The sequence below is a fragment of the Rhodococcus baikonurensis genome (assembly GCF_040489275.1).
Taxonomy (GTDB): domain Bacteria; phylum Actinomycetota; class Actinomycetes; order Mycobacteriales; family Mycobacteriaceae; genus Rhodococcus_F; species Rhodococcus_F baikonurensis.
Genome location: NZ_JBEUOQ010000014.1, coordinates 75,895 through 90,201, shown reverse-complemented (window position 1 = coordinate 90,201; position 14,307 = coordinate 75,895). Strand labels below are relative to the sequence as shown.

Annotated in this window: 13 protein-coding genes; 3 read left to right on the top strand and 10 right to left on the bottom strand. The window is 64.0% G+C overall.

The window, feature by feature from the left end; all coding sequences use genetic code 11:
* Positions 1 to 101: 101 nt before the first annotated feature.
* The gene (locus ABWI03_RS26420; RefSeq protein WP_298773549.1) at positions 102 to 641 is read left to right on the top strand and encodes a hypothetical protein; all 540 of its coding nucleotides are present in this window, start codon (positions 102 to 104) and stop codon (positions 639 to 641) included.
* Positions 642 to 792: 151 nt separating this feature from the next.
* Here the strand turns inward: ABWI03_RS26420 and ABWI03_RS26415 are convergent, their stop codons facing one another.
* Positions 793 to 1,923: a lipase family protein gene (locus ABWI03_RS26415; RefSeq protein WP_298773547.1), complete on the bottom strand. Its 1,131-nt coding sequence runs from the start codon at positions 1,921 to 1,923 to the stop codon at positions 793 to 795.
* A 679-nt stretch (positions 1,924 to 2,602) separates the two neighbouring features.
* On the opposite strand from ABWI03_RS26415, the gene ABWI03_RS26410 reads away from it, so the two are divergent.
* Entirely contained in the window at positions 2,603 to 3,124 is a 522-nt protein-coding gene (locus ABWI03_RS26410; protein WP_095970800.1) for a 2-oxo-4-hydroxy-4-carboxy-5-ureidoimidazoline decarboxylase, read from the top strand.
* A 54-nt stretch (positions 3,125 to 3,178) separates the two neighbouring features.
* Here ABWI03_RS26410 and ABWI03_RS26405 read toward each other — a convergent pair whose 3' ends face one another.
* The 9 genes from ABWI03_RS26405 to ABWI03_RS26365 form a co-directional block, all read right to left on the bottom strand.
* Positions 3,179 to 3,634 (bottom strand): tellurite resistance TerB family protein, encoded by a 456-nt coding sequence (locus ABWI03_RS26405; RefSeq protein WP_003941110.1) that lies wholly within the window; start codon positions 3,632 to 3,634, stop codon positions 3,179 to 3,181.
* Between the two features lie 84 nt (positions 3,635 to 3,718).
* Complete coding sequence (locus ABWI03_RS26400) at positions 3,719 to 5,275, bottom strand: TerD family protein (RefSeq protein WP_298773540.1); 1,557 nt, start codon at positions 5,273 to 5,275, stop codon at positions 3,719 to 3,721.
* A gap of 40 nt (positions 5,276 to 5,315) precedes the next feature.
* Positions 5,316 to 6,209, bottom strand: a complete 894-nt coding sequence (locus ABWI03_RS26395; RefSeq protein ID WP_042922710.1) for an SGNH/GDSL hydrolase family protein — start codon at positions 6,207 to 6,209, stop codon at positions 5,316 to 5,318.
* A gap of 158 nt (positions 6,210 to 6,367) precedes the next feature.
* On the bottom strand, positions 6,368 to 7,780 hold the full coding sequence (locus ABWI03_RS26390) for a TerD family protein (protein ID WP_235171229.1): 1,413 nt from the start codon (positions 7,778 to 7,780) through the stop codon (positions 6,368 to 6,370).
* Between the two features lie 27 nt (positions 7,781 to 7,807).
* Positions 7,808 to 8,665 (bottom strand): HAD family hydrolase, encoded by an 858-nt coding sequence (locus ABWI03_RS26385; protein WP_298773533.1) that lies wholly within the window; start codon positions 8,663 to 8,665, stop codon positions 7,808 to 7,810.
* Complete coding sequence (locus tag ABWI03_RS26380) at positions 8,662 to 9,771, bottom strand: cysteine protease StiP family protein (protein ID WP_095970796.1); 1,110 nt, start codon at positions 9,769 to 9,771, stop codon at positions 8,662 to 8,664. Before ABWI03_RS26380 ends, ABWI03_RS26385 begins: the two co-directional genes overlap by 4 nt.
* Positions 9,768 to 11,057: a phosphoribosyltransferase family protein gene (locus tag ABWI03_RS26375; protein ID WP_298773529.1), complete on the bottom strand. Its 1,290-nt coding sequence runs from the start codon at positions 11,055 to 11,057 to the stop codon at positions 9,768 to 9,770. The genes ABWI03_RS26380 and ABWI03_RS26375 overlap by 4 nt, the downstream gene beginning before the upstream one ends.
* Entirely contained in the window at positions 11,054 to 12,211 is a 1,158-nt protein-coding gene (locus ABWI03_RS26370) for an HpcH/HpaI aldolase/citrate lyase family protein (protein WP_021342746.1), read from the bottom strand. The genes ABWI03_RS26375 and ABWI03_RS26370 overlap by 4 nt, the downstream gene beginning before the upstream one ends.
* A 92-nt stretch (positions 12,212 to 12,303) precedes the next feature.
* Entirely contained in the window at positions 12,304 to 13,449 is a 1,146-nt protein-coding gene (locus ABWI03_RS26365) for a hypothetical protein (RefSeq protein WP_166812584.1), read from the bottom strand.
* Between the two features lie 243 nt (positions 13,450 to 13,692).
* On the opposite strand from ABWI03_RS26365, the gene ABWI03_RS26360 reads away from it, so the two are divergent.
* Positions 13,693 to 14,268 carry a TerD family protein gene (locus ABWI03_RS26360; RefSeq protein WP_003941199.1) on the top strand — a complete coding sequence of 192 codons (576 nt, stop codon included), beginning with the start codon at positions 13,693 to 13,695 and terminating at the stop codon, positions 14,266 to 14,268.
* Positions 14,269 to 14,307 lie beyond the last annotated feature (39 nt).

Here is a 14,307-nt window from a genome sequence, read left to right as displayed (position 1 = left end):
CCTGGTCTGTGGCTCGTCCGACAGACAGGTGCACTGACCGAGCCCGTCCACGACGGCAGACGGCGACCCATCGCGACGGGACGATGCGACGGAGATCTGGAATGACCGCGACATACCATCGCGGTCAGAGCGAAGCGCCAGGCCGAGATTCCGGCACCGTAGTGAGGGAGGGCAGGATGTTCGGCTGGAAGAAGAAGCGCCACGATTCGAAGATGACGCTCGACGATGTGATGTCGAAGCTCCGGCCTGACCTGAGTCGGGAATCGCTCGGCGTCGGGCCCGACTTCCCGGGCGTCGCCCCGAATCCTCTCCTGAGCAGTGGTGCACGCAAGCGAAATGCCGAACTGCGTACGGCGGCACTTGCACTCGGCGTTCTCGTCGACTGGCGAGAGGTCAGCAGCGACGGCAGTCCACGCGTCGTCCTGATGTTCGACGTAGAGACCGCCGACGGCATCTCGTTCCGCGGTATCGCAGACGAAGACCTCACGATCACCGAGCTGACACGACTCGCCCCAGGACAGACGTTGCCCGTGCGCTACCGGCCGGCCGTCATGGACCACTACGTCGCCCTTGCCCGGGACGCGGACCCCGCCCACGTGCAGCAGCTCTCCGACGAGATCGCGAGCGGCAAGCGGACCTGACCCGAAGCCTTGGCCGGATCCCTAGGTCGCCGGCAATTCGGTGATGGCGTCCGCGGTCACGAGCATGTCGATTTCGACGAGGTTGTTTCCGCTGCTATCGGTGACTCGCACAGTTACCCCTGCCAGCCATGCGACAAACGCATGAATTAGCCTACGGCTGGAAGAGGTTCGAGGCGAAGGAGAGGCTTTCGGGGAGCGCTGCCCGCATCGTCTCGATATGACCGGTCGGATATGTTCGGAATGTAACTGGCTGGCGGTTGGCGGCGAGTTCGGCCGCGAGTTTCAAAGCCAGCGGTGCCGGTACCATCTCGTCCGTCAGCCCCTGCCCGAGGAACACTGGCCGGTCGTACCCGGTCGTCGGGATCTCCAGCATGCCGCGAGCAGCAGCCAGCACCGCGGGATCGTCGAGGGGCCGGTTCACCAGATCGCCGATCGTGAGGTCGCCGAGGCCCGATGCCATGTCCTGGTAGCAGTCGGTTTCGGCTCGGGCCAGGGCATCCTGGCCGCGCGGTGTCAGGTAGCGATCGATGTCGAGATCGGGTCGCGCCGCCCGCAGTCCGGCCAAGAGGTACGAGACGAACACGGTGCTGCCGGTCAGTGGCAAGCGGGGAAAGTCCGGCCCCACGAGTGGTGCAAGGTTCTCCAGATTGGACGGCGCCCCGGTCGCGACCGCGCCCCGGTAGTCCAATTCGGGCGCGTACCGTGTGGCGATCGCTGCCGTGACCATAGCGGCCTGCCCGCCCTGAGACTGTCCGAGTGCCAACCACCGCGGTGAGAGCGACGGTTCGACCGCACGCGCCGCACGCACCATGTCGATCACGCTGTGCGCCGCCGACGGTCCGTCCAGGTACGCGTGGATTCCCGGCGTGCCGAGCCCCACGTAGTCGGTCGCGACGATCGCGTACCCCTGCGAGAGCCAGTTCGTGAGGTATGGACTGCCGACGGTCCCGGTCACGGTAGGAGCGCACTGGTCGGAAATACCTACAGTGCCGTGAGCCCACGAGATGACCGGCCAACCGCCTTCGGGTGGATCGCCGGGGGGCAGGAAGAGCGCGCCCGTACTCAACGCGGGCCGGTTCAGCGGACCCGTGGACCAGTACGTGAGCTTTGATGCGTTGGCGGTGCCGGGAATCCAGAAGGAGTGCGGCAGGGAAGTTGCCGCGGTCACTGTGCCCGGCGTCGTGATTGGCGCCGGTTCCTGCGCGTGGACGGGCGCGGTCGAAACGGCCGCGGAGGCGAGTGCGATCACCATCAATGCTTGGCCGAGCCGTCGTCGGATCATCGCATCGCTCCCGTGGTTCGTCGGTGTCTGCGCCGACTTCCATTCTGCGCGAACCGGCGGCGCCGGCGTACTGGTTCGACTATCTTCGGGTGCCGCGAATACGGGAAGTTGTGGGCTGGATAGCCACCTCGGGCTTCTCCCCTGGACCAGCCAAACTCCCTGATCGGCAGAAGGTTCTTGAAACGAGTACCGTGCGCTTAGGTTTGGTCTCGTGCAGCACGAAAGGCTGAGACACGGAGGCAATTACATCAGCTAGCGGACGCACTCACTTCTGAGTGAACTCTGTGCACACCGAGACGTCGGCAACTGGACATTCCACAGCCAAATCACGAACTTCGAAGATTGACACTGACTCCCGAATTGCGCGCGATTAGAGAGCCTGGCCAGCTATCCACTGGGTCGACTTCGAATCAAATCGATGTCACCAGCGGGACAAATCGCCGCCAATCGCAACCGCGAGAGCTGCGAGCAAAGCGCCTAGCTGGATACGCCCCCGATTGCCGCCCGTGGGGTTCCTGCGTTGTGTGGGTCAGCTCGTTACGCCGCGTTAAGAACCTGAAAACTCGGTGAGCAAACCTTCCTTTCCCAGGTGAAGCGGCGGATTATCGAATTGGCCGCGCATCTGGTTACCGCGCGGCATGTCGAGCGCGCCTGAAGGCACAACGGGCCGGGAGGTCACATGCTGCTACATCAATCGATCGGGTTGGAGCGCTTCAACGAACTACCGCGACAGAAGGCGGTTCACGCATTGTTCGAGTGCTGCTGCTCTCTGACGTGGGCCGGGTGGGTCAGCGACGGACGTCCGTTCGCCGATCACGCAGAGATCCTGTCGCGAGCCGAGGACGCGATTCTCAACCTCTCGGACGAGGACGTCGAGCGAGCATTGCAATGCCATCCACCCGTAGGCGTGCGCAAGAACAGCGTGCCGTCCCACCTCGAGCAATGCTCGATCTGGGTTCCCGACGACGCCGTCATGGCTACCATCTATCGCGCCGGCGAGGAGTACGAGCGGAACTTCGGCTTCCGTTATCTGTGGTGTTCGCACGGCCACGACGCCGACGACCTGCTCGCGAACATCGGCCAGCGTATGTCCAACGAGCGGTCCGTCGAGCGCAAGGTCTGCGTCGACGAGCTCGCCAAGATCACGCGGACGAGAATCGAGCGCATGCTGGGACCCGAGGACGGTTATCCCGAGTACTGAAAAGAAAAGCGGGTGCAGCGCTTTCGCGCTGCACCCGCTTTCGTCCTCTGAAGATCAGAGATCGAACTCGGCCGGAGAGATTCCGACTGCAAAACACATGTCGCGTACGACGCCGCGCTCGTGCTCGTCGAAGTTGCCGTCCGCGCCGCCGATGATGATGCCGATCTGGATGACCGCGCGGGCCTGATCCTGCTTCGACTTGAGCTTGGCGATGGTCGCGGTTGCCTCGACCTTGCCGAACTCGTAGTCCGAGGACAGCTTGCTGCAGTACCAGTCGAACTGCTCACGAAGCTCGTCCGGCGGGAAGACCGCGAGCGACTCGTTGCTCATGATCAGCGCGGCGGTCTTCTGACGCTCCGACGGATCGATCGAACCGTCTGCGGCGGCGATCAACGCGCACATTGCCATGCTCGCGTTCTTGAATTCCTTGTTCTGGAACTGGCTGGTCTTTGTCTTGAGCTGACCGTTCATCTCCTGAGCCTTAGCCTTCAACTGATCCCAGAATGCCATGAGTCTCCTCGAGTATTGCCGCCACACACCGCGCGTGGTCGTACCACCACTCTGCCTGTGCGCTCGGCAATCCGCCATCGGCCGCTAGGTGCGGTCGAACACTGCCAGAATTCGCGACTCGGAGATCGGGTCGAGCACGTCCGGGGTGAAGTGCCATTGCGTGCGGGTCCACGGATCGTGAACCTCCGTCTGCCCTGCTGCCGAAAGATGTTGGCACCCCTCGGACAGCGCGGCGACGGACTCTTCCGCGAAGTTCGACTCGTCCTCTCCGACAATGAGTATCGACAAACCGATTGCCGGTCCACGTTCGGCGAGGAACATGACGGTCTGTGCGTCTTCGGCGGAGTATCCGTGCGGAAAATCGCTGAGGATCAACAGTCGTAGGGAACTCGGGCCATCTGCGACGCCACTCATTCGCGCGAGTTCGCCCATGTCGACGGCTTCGGCAAGTGCCCGCAGACGCGCTGAGATCTCGGTGTGAGCGGTGATGACCGGCCCCGCGAGCATCGGTGCCAGTCGGTCGGTCAGTGGCGTGAGCGAGCCGGTCAGGTCGACGACGTCGAGTAGCGGCATCGGGCCTGCGGCCATGACGCGCACGGTGACGGCACTGATCAGACCGAGCGCTGCTTTGCTCGACGTACTGTCCACCCAGATGGGTCGACGCAGTGGGAGCGGGACGCAGTAGGGAACGGTGAGCGTGCCGCGGTCCGGAGCCGACAGCTCGCCCAGACGCATTCCGTCGCTGACGGCCGTGATCTGGGCCGGATCGGTTGTTCCCGCCCACGACACCGACTTCCACGACGCCATCGACCGTGGGAGCACGCCGTCGATCACGCCGAGTTCGTGCGCAAGCTGGGCGCTGTCGCGGGCGTGATTGTCCCGTGCGAGTGAGACGAGATCGTCGTGACGCTTCTGTGCGGCATCACGCGCTGCCACTCCGGCTGCCGAGTTCCGCAACGACGGATCTGCGACGGCTGCTGTCAGATCTTCGTCCAGCCGAGCCAGCGCGTACTCACTGCTGGAGACGAAGGAAGCGGCAGATCGTGAGGCGTCCTCGAAGATCATCCATGCACGTTCGAGACCGCGGCCCACCTCCAACGGCTCCACCGCGGAGTCCGACGCGGGCGCAGCTGTCGGGGCTGGTTGGGCCGGCTCGTCGTCCACCTCGACGCCGTGCACCGAGATCAGTTCCGCCAGACCACCCGCGTAGCCCTGCCCTACGGCCCGGATCTTCCACGCACCGGACTTTCGGTACAGCTCCCAGCAGATGACCGCTGTCTCGGTACCTGCGGTGGGGATCGCGAATTCGGCCAGGACCGAACCGGATTGATCGCTCAGGGTGGCGGAGAGCCCGGCCGTGCGAATGGCTCCCGCGGCCGTCGCTGCCGGATCCACGCTCACGATGCACAACACGGCCGCCGCATCGGGGTGAAGTCGATCGAGTTCCACCCGGATGCCACTCTCGTCGAGTTGCACTCCAGCGGTGGACGGTTGGTTGTAGAAAACGAAGTCCGCGGACGTCAATGCCCGCAGGTTCGCGTCCGCTACCAGCGCCGACACGTCGAACGGCGTCTGGCTCTCGGCTCGAAACGTCACCACGGGCGCCTGCAGCGGCGCGTTCTGTCCGGGAACAAAAGTCATACCCACAGCAGCGAACTATGCCATGACCGGGCTCTCTCGGTCAGCCTTGCACGTCCGCCACCACTAGATCGGCCACCGCGGTCATCCCAGCGTCCGTGAAGTGCAAGCGCTGCGCCGTCGACTCCGAGAACAGGCCTTCGAACCAACGCTGATCTGCACTCGCACATGCGTCGTGCCCGCCGGCGATGCTCGCCGCCGCAATGTCGACAGTGCGCACACCGTGGGCGTGGGCGACCTCGTCGAACTTCGTGTTGTAGCGAGCGAAGTAGTCCATGAACCAGGATGCGTCGGCGTCTGAGAACGGAATGTTCGGCCAGCATCCGCGAGAGGAGATCATGCCGCCCTCTCCGATCAGGTAGATGCGAGCGTTAGGCGCGCGCTGCGTGACCGCAGTCAGGATGCGATCCAATTCTCCGGCAGCCCGGTCGATTCCGGATTGGGCGACGGAATTCGCGAGCGGGTCGTACCGGCATCCACGATCGGTTCCTGGCCCCGGAGCGACGCACAGGGGACCGAGGAAGATGCTGTTGGAGTCGTTGCCGCCGATCGAGATGGTGATCAGGTCGGTGTCCGGGTGAACGGCATCGAGTTGGACAGGCCAGTAGTTCGGAATCAGCTGTGGAGTGTCGATGATGTTCTCGGCGCGTGCCGCGCTGCAAGAGACGTCGGTGAACTCCGCGACCTCGAGTGCCCGAGAGATCTTGCCCGCGAAGTTCTCGTACGAACGCGAACAGGCGTCGGGGTACATCGGTTCCAGCCTTGGACCGGAGGCACGGGAGTCACCGAGGGCGACGTACTTGATCCCGGTGCCGGATACTCCTGACCGAGTTTCCGACTGGGGCACCGAAGCCTGCGCGATTCCGGTGCTCACGAGCGCCAGCACAACGCCTGCGACAGCCGCCGCACGACCGAGAAGTTTCCCTCGAATGATCATCTACTGTGCCAAGTCCTCTCGCGCACGGCCGCTCGACTGACGGCTCGACATGCCGCATGAGGTTAACGCACGGAGTGGGCAACGATGTCCGGTTCGGCGGACGGCGATCGAAACCACCTACCGCCGAACCGGACTCATCTCGACTATGCAGTCTCGACTCACACAGTGAGGAAACGGCCCAGCTGCGGCGCAGCTTCTCCCGCATGCTTGGCCTGAATACCTTCACCGATGGCCTGCAGCTTCCATTCACCGTTCACGCGATACACCTTTGCCATCACCATTCCGGTGAAGGCCATGCCGCCCTGGAGCGTGTATCGAGCGAGCTCGGAGTTGGTGGTGCTGTCCACGAGGCGGCAGAAAGCGTTGGAGACCTGCTCGAACGTGTGTCCGCGGTACGAGGTCACGGTGAAGATCACGGTGGTCACGTGAGCCGGGACGCGCTGCAGATCGACGAGCATGACCTCGTCGTCACCATCTCCGTCGCCTGTCAGGTTGTCACCCATGTGACGGACCGAGCCGTCCTTGGACGTCAGCTGACCGTAGTAACAGACGTCGACGAGGTTGCCGTCGGCGTACAGGAGAGCCGAAGCGTCGAGGTCGACGTCGGCGGTACGGCTGCCGAACAGGCCGCTCTTCTTGATCGGGTCCCAGCCGAGCCCCATCTGGATCATGGTGAGCGCGACGCCACCTTCCTTGCGGAGGGTGACCTTCTGGCCCTTGGTCAGGCTGACAGGACGTCCCTTGACCAGGCTCACCTCGGGCTGCTGGGCCGGCGGCTGGTTCTGCACGGGAGGCGCCGGGGGCGCCTGGTTGTACGTCGGCTGCTGGTTGTACGCAGGCTGTTGGTTGTAGGCAGGCTGCTGCGCCGGCGGGTAGGCCGGCGGCGTCGGGCCCTGGTTGTAGGCGGGCGGCTGGTTGTACGCGGGCGGGGCCGGCGGAACCGGCGGAGCGTTGTACGAAGGCTGCTGCTGCGGCGGCTGGTTGTATGCCGGCGGTGTAGGAGCGACGGACGACGGCGGGGCGATCGGAGCCGGAGCCGCGACCGGAGTGGGCGGCGGCGGCGCGGGAGCATCGTCGACGGACACACCGTGATCGGTGACCAGCGCGGCAAATCCACCGGCGTAACCCTGGCCGACGGCGCGCACCTTCCACGCACCCTGGCGTCGGTACACCTCGAGCGCGATGACGATGGACTCGGCGGTGAGGCCGTCGATCACGTACTCGTACAACACGTTCCCGGCCGCGTCGGAGACCCGAGCGGTCGGTGCAGCAGTGCGCCCGAAGTTCGACGACGCGTCGTCGAGCGTGATGACGGCGCGGACTTGCTCGATGTCTGCCGGGACGCCGGCGAGCGAGACTCGGAGTGAGGCAATGCCACCCGGGTTGGGCACCAATTGCACGCCGGGTCCGGTCGGCTGGTTGAAGAAGACGAAGTCGGCGTCGGAACGAACTTTTCCGTTGCTCGTCACGAGGAGTGCAGACAGGTCAGCGGCTGCAGCCAACTGAACCGACACAACTACATCCGAGACGTCCAGCGGGCCGTTCTGCCCTTTGGCAAGCGATACAGACAACTAAATCCCCTTCATAGAGAGCGTGTATTACCCGAGCGCGGAAGAGAACCACCGCAATATCTCCGCGCTCGCTGCGATACCGGACCTTTCTGTCACAGTAACGGTCGGCCGTTGCCAATTCAGTTCTTCCAGCTCACCGTGCCTCGGCCGGATCGCGAAATCGGAGTATTCGAGCATGTCCGCATCCAACGCACCGTCACCAGCCGAGATCACCACGGCGGACTGATCCAGATCACCCGACTCGACCAATCTGCGGCGCACCTCTGCCAGTGCGCGTGACTTCGAGACCGCGTCGGGCATCGTGTAGATCTTCCGGCCTTGACGAGAGACGTTCCAGCCCCGCGCCACACACCAGTGATTCCATTCGGTCTCGAATTCACTCGGCATCACGGCCAGATCGACGACCAGGTACGGAAACAGATCGTCGGCAACACGAATGGAGCTGACCCAACTCGAGTCGATGCGCGATTCCAGTTCCGCCTGAACCTGCGGCAACTCGGCGCCGGCGTTGCGGGTCGAACGGTCGATCTCGTTTCGCCACTCGCGATCGGCTTCGCCGTCCACCAGGATGTTTCCGCCGTTGCTCGTGATCGCGTACTTCCACGGTCCGCCGGGGAGATCGATCCGCTGAAACTGTGCGATGGTCCGGGTCGTTGTCGGAATCACCGGAACCCGCGAGCTGAGCGCAGTCAGCAGTTCGATCGATTCGACGCTCATGTGTGAGAGCGGACCGCCGTTGTAGTACTCGACGCACAGGGGGCTCGGCGCCGAATCCAGGTCGGAGCCACTGGGGTCACCGCCGATCGCGGCCTGTGAATAGATCATCGTGCGGTCCAGATCCGTAGCGATCAGGACCTGGGACGCAGCGGTGTCCGCACGGCTCACGTGATGTCCTTGATCAGGCCGACACACGAGTAGGCGAGGTCGGGTACCTCCTCGACCGGAACCCCACGGGCCTGCGCCAACAACCGGATATGTGCATGCTCCGGGGCTTCGAGTTCGCGCACCAGAACCTTCCACGGGAGCCGGCGCAGCAGCACCCTGGTTGTTTCTCCGACACCGGGTTTGACGAAGTTGACCGTCGAGATCCCGTATTCGGCCTGCACCTTCTCCACCGATTCCCAGCCGGCCCAGGTCGGCGTCCGATCGGAATCGAGCACTACGGCAAGAGAATCCGCGGCATCTGCACGGACAGAGTCGAACTCGGCCGAGACCACGTCGAGCAACCTGTTGGAGACGTCGACGTCGGCCAGATCTGCGTAGAACTTGGCGCCGTGGAAGTCGCCCGGCCCGATGAGGGTGTCGTTGAGGACTGTTCGTGAGACCAACCCGGATACCGTCGAATTGAGGCACGCCGACGCGATCAGGAAGTCGTCGCGGGTTCCGTACGTTCGCACACAGTGGCCGGGGTCCGCGAGAACAGCCAGATCGGAGTCGAACTTTGCGCCGCCCGCCTCGTGGTACTCCGTCAACGCCGCGTCGAGTTCGCGGGCGATCGCACCCTTACCCGTCCAGCCGTCGACGAAGACGACGTTCTCCGAGTCATGATGGTGCGCAAGATAATCGAGTGCGACGGAATCGATGCCCTTGCCGCGGACGATGGACACTGCGTAGTGCGGCAGCGTCAACCCGCGAGTCTGCTGGGCCCAGCGCCGCATCAGAATCCCGATCGGTGTTCCGGCCCGGGCGAGTGAGACCAGCGTGATGTCACTTCCGCGCTCGGCCAGCACCAGGTCCATGACGGTCCCGACAGCGCGCGCCAACCGTGGGGCGCTCTCGGCGAGCACCGTCTCGAACAGATCCCGATATGCCTGATCGGGTTGGTACTCGATGGGAAGAGACTCGGCATAGTGCGCCTCACCCGACTGAATACGCTTCTCGCGCACGGATACATCCGCTTCGAGATCCACGTGCGAAAGATCCTTGAGCAGCCACTTCACTTCGCCCGGCGCGTACGAACCGAAATCGGGTCCGACCAATGGTTCGTTCATGACGAGCCTCCTGCTCTGGAATCTCGCAGCGCCGACGGATCGGCCCCGCGAACGGTGGCGACCAGGACGTCGGTGCCGGAGTTCCGCAACACCTCGATCACTCCGTCCATCGCCGTCAACCGATCGGTGTCGGCGGGCTCGTCGACGACCAGCAATGCAAGGGCTTCGACCGCCGCATCAGGCCACTGCGCGTTGTACACGTATCGAGGCTCGTTCTCACCCAGTTCCGGTGCCGGAAAGGTGAACCCACGACGCAGCGGGTATCCCGGCAGGTCGACGACGTAGGCGGGTGAGCGAGTTGTGGTCTGGTACCGAACTGCTCGCCCAGCGCTTTCCAAGCCCGCTGCGATCCGCAATGGCAGGTACATCAACTCTTCGTGACCGATCACGATCACAGCACGCGACGGGTCGATCGATGTTCCGAGTATGGACACCGCCGCCTCGACGGCGGACTCGAATGCCACGGTGTCGCCATCGAGAAAACCGTGCCGGCCACCGTCGGGGACGTGCGCGGGCCATGGCAGATCCACTCGAGCCAAGGAGCCGCGACGATCGCCGATCGGATTGAGATCCGGAGCATCCAGGGCCGTGACGCGCTCGGTCAGCCCGTCGGGCAGGACCGTCGAACCCGAAGCGAGAGAGACGTAGTCGATCCGCACGCCCAACTCTGCCGCCGCGGCTGCGCTGGCGGCTCGGTGTTCCTCGGTCCTCATGTCCACCAGCGAGGCCACGACGTAACGGCTTCGCGGGCATTGGCCGTGCAGCGCCCGGATGGCGTCGATCGCGGTTGCGCCGGTGGAGATCTCGTCGTCGACGAGGACCAGCGGCAGGTCGTTCTCGAACAGTTCGGCGGACGTCGGCTGCATCAGATGACTCGTGGCGTGCGAGTGCCCCTCCTCGAATCCGGCGAGCGTCGTGGCACCGGGTACGTCCCGGCGCGTGGAGTGCAGGTAGCAGTGAGCGCGCAGACGAGCCGCGACACAGTGGCCCAAACCTGTTGCAGTTTCGGCAAACCCGAGCACGACGACGTCGACGCCGTCACCGAGAGCGGTCCGCACCAAGTCGCCGAGGTCGTCGGCAGCGCCGATGACAACGGACGGCTCGGTAGGTACGTGCTTTCCCAGCACCGTGGACACCAGCAAGTGAGCGCGACGCGGATTCCGCCGAAGTCCGGGGATCACCAGATCGGGCACCGAATGCCCGAGTGACGAATCGCCGTGAACGAGGTCCAAGCCGAATTCTGCGGTAGCCCAGGGGACGTCCCGGGACTGGACGACCTCTGTCATCGATCGACCAACGCCGTCAGCAACTCGACGAACGTGATGCCCTTGTTGGTCACACCGAACACGTGAGCGCGGAGCGCAGTCTGATGGGCCCAATTGCGGTGTGGCTTCATCTCGTTCATCTTGTTCCGGTAGCCGGAGGCCTGCACTCCCCCAGCGTCGGCACCGAGAATGTCGAGGGCATCGTGGTACTCCTCGTGCGTGACCGCGGAGAGAGCATTGACCGCCGCGACGTGCGACGGGTGGATGACCGTCTTGCCTTGGATTCCGTTGGCTCGGTCCAGCGCGATCTCACGGAGCAGGCCGTCGAGGTCGCGGCTGACGAGGTGCTGACGGAACCGGACGGCGTCGTGTTCCTCGAACGGGGTGGCGCGCAGCATCGGCCGGAACATGCGTTCGTGATCGGCGAAGTACTCCCACACCGGCCCGGTGATGACAAAACCTGAACCGTCGGCGCGGCCGAGGTAGTTGACGATGTCGGCGATGACGTCGACCACCACGCGCACGTCGTAGATGGTCAGATCGCGGTCACGACGGATGCCGAAGGTGCTGCACATGTCGGTGGCGCCGATGCGGACGGCAAGGATGCGCTCGCGGTGTTGCGCGAGAATTCCACTGATGGTGCGCAATTCGAGATCACGTGTATCGCGGTGAACCAGCGCGGGTGATTCGAGTACCGGCATCGCGTAGAGATGCTTACCCAGCAGCTCGGACGCGTCCGCGACGGCGTCGAGAAACACGGGGCCGGACTCGCTGCCGAACTTGGGGATGACGAACCCGGTGAGCGCGGCACGCCCCTCGGTCAACGACGCGGCGACCTTGTGGATGTCCGCGACCTCACGGACCCGCACGAACAGCAACATGCCGACGGCGTCGGTCGACGCGATCTTGTCGAGAGCGTCAACCGCGTTAGCCCGCGCCGACTCCACCTCGTGATCAGCGACGGCGTCTTCGAGATCGAGCACCATCGAGCTGACGCCCTCGGACGCTCGCTTGACCACGATGTCGGCCAACCCGGCCCGGGTGGCCGGAACGTAGAGAGTTGCACCCAGAGCAATCGCGAGCAGATCCCTCTCGTCGGAATCCGCGAACGACCGAGGCGCATGCAGGAACAGTTGCTCCCGCACGTCGTCCTCGAGATGTTGAAAGTGCTGCATTTCTCTTCTCTCTGTAACCGCAATCAAGTCCATGAAACGACCCCCTGTGACAACGCGTCGGGCTACTCCGATCCCCCGATCGGCCCGACCATTCAGTTTTTGCCGGCTCGCGCCCGCATCTTCTCGACAACTTCGGTGATGAACGTCGATACCGAGTCCAGCTGTAATACATACGACCAGTAGTCCGGATGAGTTCCCGACAGTGACGCACTCGCTCGCTCGATCCTTGCTAGTTGAGCATCGAGTACGGAGCCCCACTCCGCCACCAACCCTTGGTTAACAGCGAACATCTGGGCGTCTTTCAGCCGGAAACGAACCTCACGTTCCTTTTCGCTCGGATCTGCCCGAACTGCACGCAGAGTAGCGAGACGGTCCGTCACGGCATCGGCGCACGCTTCGGCGTCGGCGAGGTGAACACGCGCTTCGGCCATCAAAGCCAGTGCGTGTTCGGGGTTTCCCGCAGCCAACGACTGCTTCGCTTCCTTGAGATCGATGTCAGCCTGATCGATGTGCGCTCGGCTGCGACTGCTGTTGTCGACGAGGTCAGCGGAACTCGCGGCGTTGAACTCGCGCAGCAATGCGGAGTACGCCGGGTCCAGCCGGTCCACTCGTGTGCGCACTGCCGACAACCTGGTCGAGACCGAGGAGATCGTCATCTCGGCACGGTGCTGGGTCGACGGGGCGTCTGCCAATGCTTCCTCGAGCGCCGATACCGCTTCGCGGACACTCTCGGCCCGCGTGCGGACTGCGTCGGCGCGACCGGAGGATCGCGCATTGTCGAGCGCTGCCACCGCGTCGTCGAGGTGTTCGGAGGCCGTCACCACCGACGGGTACTCGCGATAGCGCTGATCAGTGGCAGCAAGTTTCTCCCGGGCGGCGTTCGCCAGGGTTCGGGCCTGTTGGCCGAGAACGGGAATGGCGGACATCGTGACCGTCGCCTGCTCGAGATGCGCTCGATGTCCGTTGTAGAAGGCGTCGACGCCCTGCGCTGCCTCGACAAGTGCAGCTACCGACTTCTCGAACGCCGCCCGAGCACCGTTCGGGTTCTGGTGAAGTACCTGATCGTTGCCGTAGCGCTCGGATGTGTCGAGGTAGTCCGACGCAGCCTGGAAGCACCGATCTCGAACGGGTTCCCACGCGGCGCGCAGCCCGCGCTCGGGGTACAGCTCGGCGGAAGCGTCGACTGCTGCCGACGCGATGGTCTGCCGCTTGTCCATGTCGAGGAACGCCGAAACCATGGCCGTCTGCGCCTCCCGCGCACGACTGACCGACTCCCCCACTCTTGCCCCCCGATTGAAGCGCTCCGACCATCTTCCCACCACGATTGAATCCTACGGGTCCAGCACTTCGCTTCTCGGTTCGTAATTCTGCTGTTACGGCGAACACACCGGAACTGCGGTTAGGGTGGTGGAGGTAAACACACTCCCAAGACGACTTCGCGTCGTAGTGGGCCTTGTCTCTCCTCTTGAAAGGACCCCTGAATGGGCGTCAGCTTGACCAAAGGCGGCAATGTCTCTCTCACGAAGGAGGCCCCGAACCTGACTGCAGTGGTCGTCGGCCTGGGCTGGGACGCGCGTTCCACCACCGGAGCTGCTTTCGACCTCGACGCCAGCGCGATCGGCGCAGGCTCGAACAAGAAGGTCCTCTCCGACCAGCACTTCATCTTCTTCAACAACCTCCGTTCGCCCGACGGCTCGATCGAGCACAAGGGTGACAACACGGACGGCGAAGGCGAAGGCGACGACGAGCAGATCGACGTGAACCTCGCAGCGGTTCCCGCCGAGGTCGAGAGCGTTGTCTTCCCCGTCTCGATCTACGACGCAGAAGCTCGCTCGCAGTCCTTCGGCCAGGTCCGCAACGCGTACATCCGCGTCGTCGACAAGTCGAACGGCAACGAGCTCGCTCGTTACGACCTCTCCGAGGACGCTTCCACCGAGACCGCCATGGTCTTCGGTGAGCTGTACCGCAACGGTGCAGAGTGGAAGTTCCGCGCAATCGGCCAGGGCTACGCGTCCGGCCTCGCGGGCATCGCGCGCGATTACGGCGTCAACGTCTGATCTTCGCTCTCGACGAGCTGACTCGGGGAAGGTTCCGCA